This window comes from Leptospira brenneri (assembly GCF_002812125.1).
GTDB lineage: Bacteria > Spirochaetota > Leptospiria > Leptospirales > Leptospiraceae > Leptospira_A > Leptospira_A brenneri.
The window spans coordinates 598,049-614,640 of sequence record NZ_NPDQ01000001.1 but is presented as its reverse complement, the minus strand read 5'-3'; the positions used below and the strand labels follow the sequence as shown (position 1 = coordinate 614,640).

The window sequence follows — 16,592 nt, the reverse complement described above, 5'->3', positions numbered from 1 at the left end:
ACTGGACGAAGGCACTCGTGCCTCCAGCCTGGGCTGTAACGAAAGCCGGAGCATCAGGAGGATCAATCGTATAGACGATGCTAATCGGTATGGAAACATTCCCAGCTAAGTCCCGACAGATGGCTTGCAGTGTATAAGTTCCTTCCATTGAAAGAGATACTGCTTGTGAAGATTTGGTGATGACGGTTCCAGTCTTTGGAAAGAAGGCAGGAGTTGTCCCATCCAAAGTGTAAACAATGAAACCAGGTGCTTTGTTATCAGAACAAGTGAGGGTGGTAGTTTGTGTTGTGGAAAAAGTACCAGCTGACAAAGAACTAGTGATGGTGGGTGGAGTGGTATCACTTAAAATGGTAACAATAGCTGTGTCATTCGGTGTTCCATCCCCATCGGTATCAAACCCTAGCGGGTTTCCATTACTATCCACAATGATGACAACAGGATTTCCGGTTCCCCCAGGAGCCGTGGTAAGAAAACCAGGAGGGTTCGGACTAATATAATAATCCGGCAAACCGTCACCATTAGAATCTACCGCATCCGGGATCCCGTCTCCATTGGTATCAATTAGGAGAAGGTTTGGCGCGGTTCTACCGGTAAGGATAATTCCATCAGAAATGCCATCTCCATCAGAATCAACGAGAGTTCCATCAGGACTTCCATCACCTGACAAATCCACTGCGGTGCCCGGGCTTAGGTTCTGGGAAGAAGAAGGGGAACCACCAACTAAACCAAATAAAAAGGCAAAGGAGCTAAAGTCTGTTTGAGATTTACCTTCTGGAAATAACAAAACACAATGGCTAAAAAATAGAATTAGAATAGAAAAAAGGCAGTTTTTATACTGAATCTGCATATTGAGCTTCGCCAAACAATTACAAGAATATTCAAAAATAATAATAAATTCTTAAACGAATCAAATGAACAGCTAATTTTCATTAGTTTGTAAAAAATAATTTAACGCTAAAAATGATTAGAAAATACAATTTCGAAAATAAAAATACGAGATAACAGCCGTGATAGGGAATGATCTCCTTGTTATATGCTGGGAACGAATATTCCCAAGTTGTGGATATCCAAAAATCTGCAAGAATCAACATCTAGTCCCCACTCACAACTAGGATTCATCACAATCCCTAAATGATTTTTCTTTCAAAAACTCACAAATGACTTGTGAATCCTTTCGTTTCTGTTCTCTTTTAGACTCTAAATTCAATAATTAATTTCCGATTTACTTTAACGATGGATGGAACTAGAAAACTCATGGCCCTGCATTCAAAAACACGTAAGTGCATCTTTCTATTTCTAAGTCTTTTGGTATTCGGTTTCTTCTTTGGTCACTGCAAACTAGATTTAAACAATCCGAGTGATCCAAGATCCAGAAGTTATTTTGAGACAGCCCTTTGGAATGCATATTTGAATTCCCTATGCAGTCCAAACGTTCGTGGAAGTTTTCCATTGGGAAGTGGGAATACTTTAATAGTACCACTTTCGATCAAAGCATTAAGGAGCGGGAACACTGTTGTCACAGCCTTGACCCAGGAGCCACTAGTTTGGAGTGGAACTTCCAATGGAATCCACACCAACCACCAAAATGCAGTTTTGAATGGTGTTGTTTTTGTCATTGATAAAAGTTTTTCTCGCATTCTTTGGTTAGACTATATAGGAGAAATGAGTTACGGGGTAGAAGATTGGCCAACACCAGAAGTCATTTCTGTTGATGAGTTTTCCAATGGTGATTTGGGTTTCTTTGCTTTAGTCAATGGAACCGGAAGAACTGGTACACTGAATGCAAAATCAGGTACGGTTGCATTTTTTCTTTCTAGGTACAACCAGTACTCTGGCGAAATCGTTTGGCAAGGATATGTAAACAAAGACAATACAAGGATGACTACCAAAGGTTATGCTATGACGATCACTCCGTTGGATCAAATGGCAATTCTATACCAAGGAATATCCGAAGCAACCACACCAACAAGTGACTCAACTGGCCTTAGTTTTCCAGGTTTGCCTTCACCTTCCACTAGTTCTAATTCTACTATTGTCAGCCAGAAAGAAATCGGAATCGCCTTAATCAGTGGTAATGGATCAGGAATTAGCCAAAGATTTTTACCGAATATAGGAACCAATACTGAAGCTTTATTTTTTAAATCATATTCTGATAAACTCTTAATCGCAGGGAATACATCCAATGAGTTTATTTCATTTTCTGGTCATCCCAGGTTAAATGAAGAAAGAGGTTTCTACGGGATTATAAATTCTTCTCTTAGCTTAGATGCAGTTAGTTACTACGGTCCGACTACTGCCTCCACATCGTTTAATTTTCAAAAATCACTTTTTGTGAATGGTGAGATTTTTCTTGCAGGTAAAATAAACCAACCAGATTCCACACCGAATACGATCCATCCATACCAAGGTACTTCTGGTAGAAGAAACTATCAAATTTTAAAACCAGATCGAAGCTCTACCAGTTTACTTTGGAGTCAATACTTAGGGACTACCAGCTATAATGTTCCAGATGTTCTTCCCGGAAATCTTAGTTATAATAGTTCGCGTGGGGAAGTGGTAGGGAACCTGCTCACAGTGGATAATGGAACTCCGTATACAGGAATCTCATCCGATATCCTTTCCGGATCAGTTGTAAACGCACTCGGCCAAGCTAGATTAAAAATGAATCCTACAACAGGTGCCTTCCATCAAATTCAATTGTATGAAGGGAGTTCTGATGTGACAGGAAACAACGGAAGATTTATTTCGAACCAAACAGAAATTTGTTCAGGAAGAATGGTAACGGCTTTTAGTTTATTTACTTCCTTTTCCACGATTGCCACAGCACGCTCGTTGGAAATTTCAACACGCCCTGCCGCCGAAGAACCATAAACCATCCAAGATTTACCTACAAAACTTCGGGATTCAACCCAAAAAGTTTAAAAAATAAACATAAAACTACGAAATTTTAGTATATTAATGCACATTTAAAACAAAAGATATATATAATATATTAATATACTAATTTAATAACAGAAATCAAATACGTGAATCAAAAAACGAATTCCTATGTTCTAGAAATAGATATATCCTATAGGGATTTCCATCAAAAACTTGAGAAAAATCACCCTTCTTTTTCAATGACTTTATAAAGATAAAAATTTCTTTTAAAAAAGGAATTTAGTTTGGTTATGGAAAAACAATCACTTGTAAGAGGGAAGTTTCACACGCTTCTTATTTTATCAATCCTTATCATACAGTTTCAATACTGTAAACTGGATCTCAATAATCCCAAAGACCCAATGTCAAAAAGTTTTATGGAAACTTTTCTTTGGGAATCGTATCTAAATAGTCTTTGCACACCCAACTTAAGAGGAGAAGTCAAATTAGGTTCGGGATCTGGCCAAGTCTACGCATACGATCTTCTCAAATTAAAAAACGGTAATTTGGTTGTTTTAGGAGCCACAAACGAAGCTCTTGTTTGGAGTGGCGGATCCGGTGTGGGAAAAAATTATTCTTTCACCATTGGGCCTCAATTTTTTGTATTCCTTGTTAACGGAAAGACCTTTCAAATTGAATGGTTGGATTATTTGGGTGTACTGGGTTCGGGTTTCAACTCAAACGTTTCCCACATTCCACATTTAGCTGAATTTGCTAACGGTGATTTTGTGGTAAAAACTTACGTATATTCAACGCAAAACACTCCTATACCAATCTCGGAAAAATTCAACGAGGACTCTATGTTCTTCGTACGATTCGACCAAAAGGGAAATCGAATTTGGCAAACCTATTTGGATAAAGGGAACGAATCTTTAGACAACTCTTTTTCTCCCATCGTTGTTGATCAAAACGATAACATTCACTACTTCTTTGCAACCACTAGCACCTATTATGAATCCATCGGGTTTTCTGAATTTCCCCCTGCGGAACAAGCTTCTGCTGGAGGAAGTGTCATCGAAACGGGTTGGGCTCTCATTAGCGGAAACGGGTACCCAATTCGGCAAAAATACCTGACAGGAGAGTATGGTACCACCATTGCCATCCGATCCGCAGTTCTTGGCCCACACCGAAATATTGTACTTGCTGGCACCGCAACGGGCAATCTCGTCGGACTTTCGGGCCACCCATACCCTAATTATAGCCTCTTTCGACCCATCACCATCAACTTATCTGTCGATAATTTCGGGATCTCTAACGTGAGTTATTTGGGATCAAATAACTCAGCCATAAGTAATGCCTTGATGTCTTCTCTCATTGCTGGTGAAGATGGTTTTTTTGGTGGTGGCCACTATTACGAGAATTACGGAAATCCTGTTTTGCCGGCAGTGAGTAATGATTTTCGCAATTTTATTTTCTTTAAGACCGATTGGTCCGGAAATCCACTTTGGTATACATTTGTGAGTACACTCGATGACGGTGTTTCCGATGTTTACCCATCGGTTTCTTATCTTGGGGACAACCAATTCCGAGCGAAACTCTTAGGTATGGAATCAGATGTCCGTTATACGAGCCTAAACAACATAGAATCAGGCCCAGGGACTGGTGCCAACCAAAGCCTCACAGTCCGTTTGGACCAAACAGGTAAGTTTACGAAGGCGTATTATGAGACAAATGCAACGGAAACAGGGTTCTCTGCAGGGATAGAAGCCAGAGCCTGTGAAGTCTGCCAAGGTAGGTTAGTGCGGCTGGATACAGTTGTGACACTCCCTAGCAGTACCCGGTATCTCCAACTCTCCACTCGTCCTGCAAAAGAAGAACCTTAGTTTTCACATTGTTTGTTGCGAAAACCAGAGGGCTTTCGCGACAAACTGATTTATCAATCCCAACTATGATTTGTTTTGCGGCCAGAAATTCCCAATGTGCCAGTACCTGTGACTGACCCAGCACTCCCTTCTGTACCTAATTCAAATTGTGAATTAGAAAGTGTGTAGGAACTTCCGGTGACAGAATAAACTCCTATGGAATGCCCTCCATTGCCTGCATAGGAATGGCGGGCAGAGCCGCCTGCACCTGCTAGCCCCGTTTTAAAAGTATTATCATTTGCAGAAAGACTCGTTACCGATTTCAAAACGAGAGCAATCGAAGATCCCCCACCACCTGCACTTCCATCTCCACCATTGCCACCTTTTCCTCCAGGAGATCCATCACCTCCTCTACCCACTTCACCGGTACACAAAATAATACCTAATCCCTTGTCTCCGCCTAAACCACCATCGCCTCCATTTCCAGCCTTCCCCCCATTGCCCGCTGAGCCTGAAATCAATTTTGTATGATCGATGAGAACTTCATCCAACTCCAACAAAACAACAGCAAAAGAACCACCGCCACCTTGGCTTGCCGTTCCTTTCAAACCACCACTACCAGCAGCACCTCCACCGCCTGCTCCATTACCAGTTCCTTTGTTACACATGAAAGAACAATGTTGGCCTCCACCTCCGCCTCCCCCGCTACCGGGAACACCATTCGAACCATCTATCCCATCACTACCGTTAGCTGGTTGGTAATAAGGAAAAAATGTACCTATGTTAGTGCCTGAAAATGAACCTTGTGATCCAGTGGCCCCATGTTGGACGGCACAAGTTGGGCTGAGGCCAGCAGCTCCAGGATCTCCCGTACCACCGCCGACACCTCCACAGGAACCTAATCCAGTGATTCCATTTTCGCTAGCTTGTCCACCCCGACCTCCCGCAAAACCATTCAAACTAGAAAGGGTCGGATGTTCTCCACCTGAACCACCAGAAGCATTAGGATGGGAAACATCACAATTTCCGCTGAGCCCATTACCACCCTTTCCTCCTGCCACACCACTGTTCCCATTCGTTCCATCGTTACCATGACTTGCATCTCCAGAACGAATTTCGGAACTTTCAATCCTTAGTTTTGAGAGGTTAAATGCTAAAACACCTATACTAGATCCTGGAGTGGTAGATTTACCATTGAAAACTGATCCTGCATTTAAAGTTAAATTCTTTAATAGAAGTTTGGCGGTTCCGTTCGTGATTAAAATTACATAAGAACTTTCGTTCGATGCTTCTGAATTTTTCGCTGTGATATTAAACCCTGAAAGTTCAGCATCACCGTTCAAATTCGAATACATAAGACCGATACGATTTGTTTTCCATTTTGTGGGATTTTGTACTTCGTCACGAACCCAACTAGAAGTATAACCACCAAATATACTAACTCCAGATTTTACATTTAATGTTGCCGTTTCTTCTTCATAAGAGGCGTTACTAGATCGAGTTGAAACACAAATAGCGTTACCAGAAGAAACAAGATCCATAGCCTTCCGAATGGTTTTTACAGGAAATGCCTTCGAACCATCATTAGAATCTTGGCCTGAATCTCCACTTACATAAAAGGCTCCTGTCTCAGTGACACAAACATCATTGGATGGTGCAGAAGGAGTTGGAGTTCCATCAACAGGTGGTACCAAGGGATCATTAAGATTTTCTGGCTGACCAACATTATCTGTAACCGATTGAGTCCCACCAAAGGCTAAAGCAAGTGCTGACATAGCTGATGGATTAGGTGAATTAGTTAAAAGATTACATCCTAAAAAAGTCAAAGATGTAATCAAAATGCTAAAGAAGTAAATGGATTGATTCATATAAATTTTCACTTTGTCGATTAATTTAAGAAAATCCTTCAGATTCAATACGGGACTGTCATTCGATTTTATTAGTAGTCATTTCTCCTAGAACGTTCAAAACGTTTTTGGAAGCAATTTGGAACGTTCTTAACGGAATTCTTGTATTTTTTAAATGATTAGAAATGATCTTTAATTAAAAAAACATTTTATAAGTGAGCACATTCGTAAGTTCTAATGAAAACTCTTTGATTCTTCGATTCCCGTTGACTCAACATAAAAACAAGTCACGAGACAAACAAAGTTCAGAGCTCTAGAATTTGGCCCGAATCAGAATCTTTTTTTTTATTTTTTTCTTCCCATTTTGTCACAAACGTTAAAATCAATTGTCCCAAAAGGAAAATGATTCTTTAGGAGAAATCTATGAAAGTTCTTTCACTCATTCTGACAGGCTTTGTTGCTGTCGAACATGTGTTTATTTTGGTATTGGAAATGTTCCTTTGGAAAACCGAGTTCGGAATGAAAACCTTCCAACTCACACCAGAAACAGCAGAAATCACTGCAAAACTGGCCAAAAACCAAGGCCTTTACAATGGGTTTTTGGCTGCTGGACTTTTTTGGGCCCTATTCTTTATCAAAGACCAAAACCAAAAATTCCAAACCATTTTGTTTTTCTTAATCTGTATTGTGGTCGCAGGCATTTATGGTTCTGCCACAGCAAAGTTCTCCATTCTCTTTTCACAAGGTTTGCCAGCATTCCTTGCTCTTGTTATCCATTGGATCGCTAACAAAAAATAATGATCGATGATCCGCATCTTTCTATTTTAGAAAGTTCCCTCGCTGGGAAAACAAAGGCATTGGAAGAATTAATCCAAACCTTCCAACCAAAAGTATTTTCTTTGGCTTTGAAATTTTTATGGAACCCAGAAGATGCGGAAGATGCCACTCAAGAAATTTTGGTAAAAGTGATTACCAACTTGGGTGGATTTCGTAAAGAAAGTAAACTCTCCACTTGGATTTATCGAATCGCAAGTAACCATTTAATTAATGTACAAAAATCAAAAATGGAACGACGAAAAGTACATCTCAGAGCCATCCGCGAAGAATTACACCGAACACAATCCACGTATCATCCTCCTTCTGAATTTCCAACAGTAACATTGGAAGAAGAATCTTCACCTCATGTTTCAGAACTTGTTTTACATGTCCAGGTGGCATGCACCTACTCTATGTTACAAGGTCTTTCGAGGCCATATAGAATGGCTTATCTTTTGGGAGAAGTGTTTCAAACTTCTAGCGAAGAAGGAGCTTCCGTGATGGGAATTCGTCCAGAAGCATTTCGTCAAAAATTATCAAGATCTAGAAAACAAATGGAAACATTTCTTGGAAAAGAATGTGGACTCACAAAAGCAAACAATCCTTGCCATTGCCCGAATCGAATTGGTTATGCCACTAGAGCCGGAAGAATCAAATCCTATCTCAAACTTTCGGAACAAATGAAATTAGATGGGAGATGGAAAGAAATAAAACCAATGATGGCAGATACTTCTAAGATCAGAAAGGCAGCAGAAGTATTTCGTAACCACCCAGAATATTTACCCAAAAAAAATCAGTTGGAAAACATCCGAACACTTTTACACAACAGTTTTCCACTCTCGGCTCGGTGAATTTCCATAAATTCGTTTGTAAGCTTTCGAAAAAGAAAAAGCAGACGCATAACCAACATTTTGTGCCACTTCTTCTAATCCCATATTTCCTTTTTGGAACATTTGTTTTGCTTTTTCCATTCTAAGTTTTGCTAAGTATTCCATAGGAGGAATTCCGAGTACATCTCGAAACCGATTTGCAAGATTGGCACGAGAAATTCCTGTTTCTTTCGCCAAAGATTCAATTGTCCAATCCTTAGCATATCCATTATGTAATTTTTCTAAAGCATACAAAACTTGTGTATCATGAAAGGCTTTGATCCAACCTGCTTGTGAGTTTGCATGTTGACCTAGCCACATTCGTAACATATAGTATAACAAAATATCTGTTAGTCTCTGCACAATTAAATCGGTTCCAAGATTGAGCTCCAATTCACGAGAAAGGATTTGAATGATATCTCCCAGGGCATGGTGAGCTTGGATGGTTTCATAAGGAATATGAATGTATTCTGGTAATTCTAAAAACAGTGGGTGGATGGGACCGGGGGGGACTTCATAACGAACAGAAACAAAGGTGGTCACAGGATTTTCTTTTTTCATACGAATTTCCTGATCACCTAAAAATCGTTCAATGGTAACCACTTTTGCTTTTGGATCTGATAATAATTCGTGGTTGGTCCCACGGGTGATAAAGATCAAATCTCCTTTATGTAGAGGGATCATCGTTTTGCCGATTCTCGCATAACAGCCGCCTTGTGTTACCACATGAAAACCACCACTTTTTTCACATGGGAAATGAAACCCAAAACTATCAAAAATTTGGCCTTTCGAAAGTAGGTCGTTTTTCCAACCAGCAGAAGAGAGAATATCAGAAAGTAGATCCATAACCCTTTTTCACCCAATATTCACCAAAAGTCTACCATTTTATACTTTTGGACATTTTTTTAATATTTTTCGACATAGACAGTCTATAAGTTTAAGGATATTCTAGAGGAAGAATAACGGATTCAATTCCGAAATCAAGGATAACTTATGAAAGTATTTGTATATGGCGGTTCTGGACTCGTTGGTGGCCATCTCGTAACCGAATTATTAAACGGGGGACATGAAGTCTTTGCCGGATCAAGAAAACCAGAATCTCAAAAAGGTTCCTCAAATTTGCATTGGGTATTTGCAGATTCTAGCCAACTCACAAAGGGTTTGGAAGTTTTAGAAAAAGTGGACGCCGCTTATTTTTTAAGCCCTCCAGGCCAAACCAATCAATACGAAATTTTGTCTCCTTGGATTGAAAAAGCAAAACAAGTTGGTTTAAAAAAACTTGTACTGATGACAGCAATGGGGGTAGACCATGCACCGCCAGAAGCACCATTTCGCAAAACAGAGATACTGCTCGAAGGAGCAGGGATTCCTTGGAATATCATTCGTCCGAACTGGTTTAACCAAAACTTTCATACCTTTTGGATTGCTGGGATCAAACAAGATGGAAAAATTTATTTTCCAGGTGGATCAGCAAAAACAAGTTTCATTGATGCAAGAGACATTGCTTCGGTTGCTTCTGTTCTTCTGACAACAACAAACAATGAAAACCAAGCATTTACATTGACAGGACCTGAATCTATCGATCATAACCAAGTGGCAGATCATTTAACTAAAGTAAGTGGAAAACAAATTGCTTATGTAGATGTAGATCCAAAAGTCTTTGAATCCTCTCTTGTTTCTGCTGGCCTTTCGAAAGATTACGCGGCTTTCCTTGTAATGATTGCTGGTGCTTTAAAAGAAGGATTTGCAAGTCCGATTCTAAACACTGTCAAAACTCTCACAGGAAAAGAACCAATTTCCTTTGCACAATACGCAAAAGATTTTGCAAATGCTTGGAAATAAAAACTCTACTTATGCTTTAGAACCACACCTCTATTGCAGTAAGGAAAATTTTTATTCCGCAAGTAAGATGCGGTTGGCGGCTCCGCCAGCCACATCTTCTAAGGTGTTTCTAAGAAGTAACTTCGTAAAAGGTAAAAATACAGAGCCACTGACATTTACATTGTTTTTATAAAATTTTTTAGTTGGGATTACTTTTTTCTGTTTTAAGGTGATAGGATCATAAATATGTAATCCTGAGTTTCTAACCCAAACTAATTCTCCTTCTTTCCAAAATCCCAACTTATGACCATGTGTTCCCCATTTTGTCTTTTTTACCTCAGACAGATTGTCCGTATGATACATTCGAACTTCCCCAGTATCGGCAGCAGCGATATATAAATATTTTCCGTCTTTGGAAAAACTAATTCCATAAGGAGTGGAAGGAATAGAAAATTCCGAAAAAGAATCTCCATTTATTTTATATAAATAACCAGTTGGATTTCTATTTTGAAAAGATTCCGCATAACTAGCGATCAGTATCTGTTTTGATTCTGGATGAAATTCGGGTGTATAAGGATAAAATTTTGATTTATATTCTTTTAACTTTGTCAAATTTTGATTTTGAATTTTATAAATGAAGGCAGTGACATCCGTAGATTCATTATCCTTCAAATCGGCATCCACTGCAAATACAAAGTAACCTGTGGCATCTTCCGGTGAATATCCTATACTGGCACTGATCGCAAAAGACTTCTTATCAGTCTCTGCAATTTCGTAAATCTGTTTTACCACATCAACGGTACTCGTAGCAAGATTCCATCCCATATAAAAATATCTTTTTGTATTCGTAGAATTATGTTTGTTTTCGATAACAAAACCAGCTCGACGAGTCACTTCATCATAGAATAAAAATTCATAAATAGTGAAAGGCAATCGTTTGCCGGTTGATTCTATCTTTCCAATAAATTCAGTTGGATGAGTGAGGTAATAAGTTTCCAAAGGAACTGCACGATAGATTCTCGTCTTGGATTCGATATCATAAAAATAAAATCCAGGTTCATCAAAATCAGCAGTTTTTCCTAGATAAACCCACTTACCACCGTTAACAAAGACTGGATTATCCCCTTCCACAAAGGTAGGCCTGACATTAAAGTCAGTTTTATAAGAAAACTCTGCTTCTATTTTCTGTGCAGATAAAGAAAAACCAAATACGAGAACCGAAAGGTAAAAAAGAGAGAATCGAGTCATAATTGGCTCCTAGTGTTTTGGTATGGTGGGATAAGCTACATGGTTTCCTTTTTTTTACAACTATTGTTTACAATTTTTTTCCTAAAACCGATAGGAAGATAAAAAATAAAAAGAACACTGTAACAAATATTTGTGATCAAAAAATCATCATATAAAAACTACAAATGATATCATAAACAAGATTCTATTTTATTTAATTCTACGAGTAACCAGTCTTTTGATTTAACTTCTTTACCATCAAAAAATTTGATTTGGTAAGGAGTTCCCGTGAGGAATGATTTTGAAGCAATTTTTTCGATGAAAAGTTTAGCAGTCCATTCTTTAGGATCAGGAGCAAAGAAGGATTTTTTTGCTTCTTCTAATTTATACCGTAAATGTTTTTCAGCGGCTTCTGCAGAATGTGCTTCTCCATTACGAATCAAATTTCCTTTCACTTTTCCAACTCTCAACAGAAGTTTTTCAATTTTTTGTTCTTCTGTGAACTCAGGACAAGAACCTGTTTTCCCATGGAGCAGGGAAAACTCCGCACTGGAGAAGGTAAGAGCCAACAATACAGTTCCAAAAATGTAAATACCTTTCATAAAACATCCTAGTTCTTCGAAAATTGGTGAACGAACCAATGACCGAATGATAACTTTTAGATTTTATTTTGTATAGAAAGATTTAGGAAAACTCTGACAAAATCCGCTAATTTTATGACCGGAAGTCAAATATAAATGACTAGCGGTTACTTTGAATTGACCTATAGTCAATAAGCATTTTTTTCTAGCATAATTTTTTAGATTTTCCTATATTGGAGGTATGAGTCGCATAATGGTTGCAGAACGTTCTCCCAAAAAAAGGGCTGTATTAGAAAAAGACAAACTTTCTAAACGTGCATCCATCATCCAATCAGCAGCCTTTCTTCTGCAAAAAAAAGATTGGGCAGAACTCTCTATGGATGAAGTTGCCAAACGAGCTAAAATTGCCAAAGGCACTTTATATTTATACTTCCCCACAAAAGAAGACCTTTGCCTGCGAGTACATATTGGCGATTACGAAGCTTGGTTTTTCGATATGGAAGTTTTTTTAACAGAAACAAAAACGATTGATGCAGATATTTTTTCCAAATGGTTTGTCGATTCCATGGACAGGCATGTTCGTTTTTTAAAATTACTACCGATCGTTCCGACCATCTTAGAAAAAAATGCCAGCGTCGAAACCATTCGTGAATTCAAACTTAGTTTAAAGGAACAAATCTTTAGGATCCTACCTTTACTTTTAAAAGTATTTCCATTTTTAAATGAGAAATCAGGTTTCTTATTTCTTATGCAATGCCATGCATTGGCAGTCGGATCTTGGTCACATGGATTCCCTTCAGACCAATTTAAAGAAGCAGTCAAAGAAAATGGACTAGATATTTTTATTTTAGATTACAAACTCTTTCTACAAACTTCCATTTTAACGTTGCTGAATGGAAATAGAATCACCTAACGAATGTTTGAATATATTTGATTCATTACTCTCTGTTTTAGAACGGGATCTGTAATTAAGTTTTTGTTTCCTTCTTCCCAATTCATTTCAATTAACTGATCTCTGTCACTGTGATAAATATATTTTTTTTCTTTTGTAATCCATGCTTTCTGTATTTCAGAGTTCCATGTCTTCAAAACTAAATCCATTTGATAATCTGAACTGAAAAAACTTGGATTTAAGAACGGATCTCTATCATTGGCTTTAGTTTCAAGTAATCCAAGAACTGTATCCTTAAAATTTACAGAACTTCCCGATTTAGGAATGTAAACTTGTCCCGATTTAATGAAATATAATAAAAAAGGAACATCTGTTTCTTGGTTGTATAAAGAATAGTTATGAGCATGTGCGCCTTCTTCCCCAAATGATTCTCCATGATCAGAACTAAGAATCAAAACGGTTTCTCTTGAAGAATTCTCTTTCCAAAACGAAATGATCGAGTCCAAAACTTCAATCTCTTCCATAAGTGCTCCCATATAACGGTCCATTGGTGACTTCCATCTTTGGTTCGAATCGATTTGGGATACAAAATAAGGGCTATGGGTTTGGCTTAAACCCAAAAACAAAAATTTGGGATCTTGATTTGTATTTACCATACTCTTCATGGCAGGAATCAGAATTCGATCATCCATTCCCCAACTAAAGGATGAGTAGGAAGATCCGTATCTTTTTTCTAATTCAGACTTTTCTAAAATTGTTTGGAAAATTTTTGGAAAGAATTGTTCCATACCTTCAAAGTAAATGGATTGAGTATAAATCATCTCCGTTTGATAACCATGTTTGATTTCTAATTCTTTGGGAAGGTTAGATTCTAATAGAGTTTCATTCCCTTGCAAACGAGTATTCGAGAGTTGCGATTCTCCAGTCATCCAGGTAAAAAGACTTTTGGAAGTATGTGGCATAGGAATCCAAAAATGAGAGCCATTTAACAGAGAAAAATTGATATATCGAGACTTCAATTTTACCAAATGTTTTCTTGGTACCCCTTCCAATAAAACCATAACTAAATTTGGTTTTCCAGAGATAGACTCCAAACTTGATTTAGCTCGTTGTGAGGAGTGAATTGAAGTTTCAATAAAATTTTCCTTCGGTTGTATCCAATGGATCCCAAACCGAAAGAGAAAAAATAACAAAGAACAAACAAGAAATTGCATCCATTTCTTTTTTGTGTTTTCCTTCTTCTCAGTGATTATTAAATAGAAACCTATCCCTAGACTCAAGCATTGCCAAAGATTCCATTGAGACAGAAAATTAAAAATGTCTGAATAGAGAAGAAAGATGTGTTGGAAAAAATAAATCACAATCGAAATTGTGATCTCTGTTTGGTAAACTTGTTGGTAACCAAGGGCCATCATAAAGATGGCCCAAAGAACCAATCGATAAAACATATTCCATCCAGAATTTTTTTGGATTAGGTTCCCTTTTAAAAAGGAATGAATCATAACACAAAAGAATGTAAGTATAGTAACAAAGATCCCATGAAAGTAGAACCAACTGCCAAGAGAAAAAGAAATTGGCCCATAAAAAATATAAAAAAAGATATACAATAAGAAGGTAGGTTTACTTATCAATTGCAAAACTTTGAAAAATTCACCTAACTTACTTAACTTCAAAATCAACAGATGCCTTCTTCAATTCCCCATCATATAATACTAAGGATTGTTTTCCACGAACGATGGGCAAACGTAGATCTCCGTTTGAGGATGGTTTTAATTCTTCTTTATCATTCCAAATGAGTTTGGGGTCTTTTAAAGTTTTGATTTCTCGAATTCGCACGGGAATACTTTGTGTTTTTTTCTCATACGATGGATGGTATAAAAAAACTTGTCCCATAGATGGATAAACAAATCCAACACCCAAAACTGAAGTAAAAGATTCTTCTTTGTGTTTATCACATAATTCTGGTAATATTACTTTTTTTCTAACTCGCAAGACAATAGAAGGGCATTTTGGAAGTGCCAGTTTTCCTGTAAATCGACAAAAGTTTCTAACCTCTGTTAAACTAGAATTGTATTCTAATTTTGGTTTATCTTTCATTAAACTACGAAAAATATTCTGAACAATCCGTCCGGCTCCAAAAGAGCCTGAGACATCCATGGTTCGTTCCCCAGAAAAATTTCCAACCCATGCACCTACTACATAGTTTTCGTTAAATGCAACAGTCCAAGAATTTCGATAGTCTTTTGAAGTTCCAGTTTTGATAGAAACAGGAAATGGAAAATCCAAATAACTCCTGCGACCAAATGCTCTCTGTCGCAACTTAGGATCTCTTAAAACAAATTTTAATTCTTCTGCTGTTTCGGGTGAAAATAGTTGTGTTGAATCACCATAGTATAATGGTCGATTATCTATTTTACCTAACCGAATTTTGGGCAGAATTCCTTTTAATGGAAAGGACCCATAAGCACGTGTTAATTGAAGAAGTGTGGTTCCACCAGCACCAAGTGCAAGCCCTGGCCCATAATATTGTGGCGATTCTTTTAAGTGGCTAAAACCTGCTAATTGTAAAAATCGGTAAAAAGTAATCACACCCATTTGGTTAATCGCTGTCACAGCAGGGATATTTCGCGAATTACCAAGAGCTTCCGCTAAAGTTAAATCTCCCCAATAACGAAGGTCTGCATTTCTTGGCAGATAGTTTCCCCCTTGCCCTAAAGAAAAAGAATATTTTTCATCAGAAAAGATAGAGTTAACAGTATAATGGCCTTTATCAATTGCAATAGCATATAACAATGGTTTTAGAGTGCTACCAGCATCTCTATAGGCCAAACTACCATTTACCATTCCATTTCCGTCTTCAAAAAAATTCTTTGACCCAATCATTGCTTTGAGTTCGAGTTCATCTTTTTTTCCAGGAACACGTTCTAAAACAATCGCAGAGGCATTCGATACATTCCATCTTTCCAAACCCAATAATTCTGAATTCACAATCGAATGTAATTCTGAATTTAACTCAGAAGATAAGGAAGAAACAAATTCTTCAGAGGGTTTGGAAATTAAAATTCGAATCCAATTTAGGAAATGTTGATTTTCCCCCTTCCACCTTTCTCCAAAATCGGATTTGTTTGAGGAAGATATTCCAATTGTAAGTTCGTTTGGATTTTCAAGTTTTGGAATTGAATAGGGAATTTTTTCTCTAAGGTGATCATAACGAGTCGATAGTTCTTTCAGTTCAGGTTTATTTTTACGTATCAAAACAGTAAGATAAACAGTTTCTTCAATGGATAAAAATCGAATATGTTTTCCAAACAAGGTTAGTGAAGCGGAAGGAAATCCAACAAGATTCGAATGAATAGAGACCGAGTTTAAATAAGCTTCTAGTATTTCAGATTTGGTTAACCAAACTTCATACCGCAGGGCTTCCAATATTTCAAAACTTTTGCGTATAAAAAAAGGATAGGAACGAATTTCTGGATTTTGAATTCGCACCAGTTGCATGGTGATGGTAGAAGCACCTCCTCGTTTTCCTTTGGAAAAAATATAAGAACGAAGAGAATTAAAACCTGCGAAGATATCAACCCCATGATGGAATTCAAATCTTTTGTCTTCTGCAATTTGTAGAATTTCGGGGACAAAGTTTGGGTATTCACGAATACTTTCCCAATCTTGTTTCGTTTGGTTTTTGTTTTTTCCTCTACCAATCAACATCCCTTCGTTGGTTAGGATTCGAACTGTTGCCTGATTTCGAAATGATTCGAAAGAAATTGGTCTTAATATAAAAACAATTAGTGGAATTACCATTAATCCCACTAACGTTG

Annotated in this window: 12 protein-coding genes and 1 pseudogene; 6 read left to right on the top strand and 7 right to left on the bottom strand. The window is 37.7% G+C overall.

From position 1 onward, the window contains the following. Positions 1–61 precede the first annotated feature (61 nt). A pseudogene (locus tag CH361_RS19865) lies at positions 62–847 on the bottom strand (chitobiase/beta-hexosaminidase C-terminal domain-containing protein); the annotation flags it as partial. A gap of 386 nt (positions 848–1,233) precedes the next feature. On the opposite strand from CH361_RS19865, the gene CH361_RS02990 reads away from it, so the two are divergent. Continuing rightward, the gene (locus CH361_RS02990; RefSeq protein ID WP_100789313.1) at positions 1,234–2,871 is read left to right on the top strand and encodes a hypothetical protein; all 1,638 of its coding nucleotides are present in this window, start codon (positions 1,234–1,236) and stop codon (positions 2,869–2,871) included. A gap of 299 nt (positions 2,872–3,170) precedes the next feature. Next, positions 3,171–4,742 carry a hypothetical protein gene (locus tag CH361_RS02985; RefSeq protein ID WP_100789312.1) on the top strand — a complete coding sequence of 524 codons (1,572 nt, stop codon included), beginning with the start codon at positions 3,171–3,173 and terminating at the stop codon, positions 4,740–4,742. 53 nt (positions 4,743–4,795) lie between these two features. On the opposite strand, the gene CH361_RS02980 is transcribed toward CH361_RS02985, so the two are convergent. After that, complete coding sequence (locus CH361_RS02980) at positions 4,796–6,589, bottom strand: hypothetical protein (RefSeq protein WP_100789311.1); 1,794 nt, start codon at positions 6,587–6,589, stop codon at positions 4,796–4,798. A gap of 402 nt (positions 6,590–6,991) precedes the next feature. Between CH361_RS02980 and CH361_RS02975 the strand changes: the two genes are divergently transcribed. Together CH361_RS02975 and CH361_RS02970 are read left to right on the top strand one after the other, a co-directional pair. Next, entirely contained in the window at positions 6,992–7,366 is a 375-nt protein-coding gene (locus CH361_RS02975) for a DUF1304 domain-containing protein (RefSeq protein ID WP_100789310.1), read from the top strand. Continuing rightward, positions 7,366–8,235, top strand: coding sequence for an RNA polymerase sigma factor (locus CH361_RS02970; protein ID WP_100789309.1), 870 nt, complete (start codon positions 7,366–7,368; stop codon positions 8,233–8,235). The genes CH361_RS02975 and CH361_RS02970 overlap by 1 nt, the downstream gene beginning before the upstream one ends. On the opposite strand, the gene CH361_RS02965 is transcribed toward CH361_RS02970, so the two are convergent. Then, the gene (locus tag CH361_RS02965) at positions 8,203–9,099 is read right to left on the bottom strand and encodes an AraC family transcriptional regulator (RefSeq protein WP_100789308.1); all 897 of its coding nucleotides are present in this window, start codon (positions 9,097–9,099) and stop codon (positions 8,203–8,205) included. The two genes, CH361_RS02970 and CH361_RS02965, sit on opposite strands and share 33 nt — an antisense overlap. A 147-nt stretch (positions 9,100–9,246) precedes the next feature. Here CH361_RS02965 and CH361_RS02960 point away from each other — a divergent pair, with 147 nt between their 5' ends. Beyond that, a complete protein-coding gene (locus CH361_RS02960) occupies positions 9,247–10,095 on the top strand; it encodes an NAD(P)H-binding protein (protein ID WP_100789307.1) in 849 nt (282 codons plus the stop codon). A gap of 51 nt (positions 10,096–10,146) precedes the next feature. Here the strand turns inward: CH361_RS02960 and CH361_RS02955 are convergent, their stop codons facing one another. Next, complete coding sequence (locus CH361_RS02955) at positions 10,147–11,322, bottom strand: YncE family protein (protein ID WP_100789306.1); 1,176 nt, start codon at positions 11,320–11,322, stop codon at positions 10,147–10,149. A gap of 170 nt (positions 11,323–11,492) precedes the next feature. Further along, positions 11,493–11,903: a DUF5329 family protein gene (locus CH361_RS02950; protein ID WP_165782218.1), complete on the bottom strand. Its 411-nt coding sequence runs from the start codon at positions 11,901–11,903 to the stop codon at positions 11,493–11,495. A 220-nt stretch (positions 11,904–12,123) separates the two neighbouring features. Between CH361_RS02950 and CH361_RS02945 the strand changes: the two genes are divergently transcribed. Further along, positions 12,124–12,795: a TetR/AcrR family transcriptional regulator gene (locus CH361_RS02945; protein WP_100789305.1), complete on the top strand. Its 672-nt coding sequence runs from the start codon at positions 12,124–12,126 to the stop codon at positions 12,793–12,795. On the opposite strand, the gene CH361_RS02940 is transcribed toward CH361_RS02945, so the two are convergent. Next, positions 12,792–14,453, bottom strand: a complete 1,662-nt coding sequence (locus CH361_RS02940; RefSeq protein WP_244279499.1) for a sulfatase-like hydrolase/transferase — start codon at positions 14,451–14,453, stop codon at positions 12,792–12,794. The two genes, CH361_RS02945 and CH361_RS02940, sit on opposite strands and share 4 nt — an antisense overlap. Further along, positions 14,434–16,575, bottom strand: coding sequence for a transglycosylase domain-containing protein (locus CH361_RS02935; protein WP_244279497.1), 2,142 nt, complete (start codon positions 16,573–16,575; stop codon positions 14,434–14,436). Before CH361_RS02935 ends, CH361_RS02940 begins: the two co-directional genes overlap by 20 nt. Positions 16,576–16,592 lie beyond the last annotated feature (17 nt).

Bases quoted from the DNA above. Each gene is read 5' to 3' on its own strand.
- CH361_RS02985 (WP_100789312.1), top strand. From the start codon at position 3,171: ATGGAAAAACAATCACTTGTAAGAGGGAAGTTTCACACGCTTCTTATT.
- CH361_RS02965 (WP_100789308.1), bottom strand. From the start codon at position 9,099: ATGGATCTACTTTCTGATATTCTCTCTTCTGCTGGTTGGAAAAACGAC.
- CH361_RS02980 (WP_100789311.1), bottom strand. From the start codon at position 6,589: ATGAATCAATCCATTTACTTCTTTAGCATTTTGATTACATCTTTGACT.
- CH361_RS02970 (WP_100789309.1), top strand. From the start codon at position 7,366: ATGATCGATGATCCGCATCTTTCTATTTTAGAAAGTTCCCTCGCTGGG.
- CH361_RS02990 (WP_100789313.1), top strand. From the start codon at position 1,234: ATGGATGGAACTAGAAAACTCATGGCCCTGCATTCAAAAACACGTAAG.
- CH361_RS02935 (WP_244279497.1), bottom strand. From the start codon at position 16,575: ATGGTAATTCCACTAATTGTTTTTATATTAAGACCAATTTCTTTCGAA.
- CH361_RS02960 (WP_100789307.1), top strand. From the start codon at position 9,247: ATGAAAGTATTTGTATATGGCGGTTCTGGACTCGTTGGTGGCCATCTC.
- CH361_RS02950 (WP_165782218.1), bottom strand. From the start codon at position 11,903: ATGAAAGGTATTTACATTTTTGGAACTGTATTGTTGGCTCTTACCTTC.
- CH361_RS02955 (WP_100789306.1), bottom strand. From the start codon at position 11,322: ATGACTCGATTCTCTCTTTTTTACCTTTCGGTTCTCGTATTTGGTTTT.
- CH361_RS02975 (WP_100789310.1), top strand. From the start codon at position 6,992: ATGAAAGTTCTTTCACTCATTCTGACAGGCTTTGTTGCTGTCGAACAT.
- CH361_RS02945 (WP_100789305.1), top strand. From the start codon at position 12,124: ATGAGTCGCATAATGGTTGCAGAACGTTCTCCCAAAAAAAGGGCTGTA.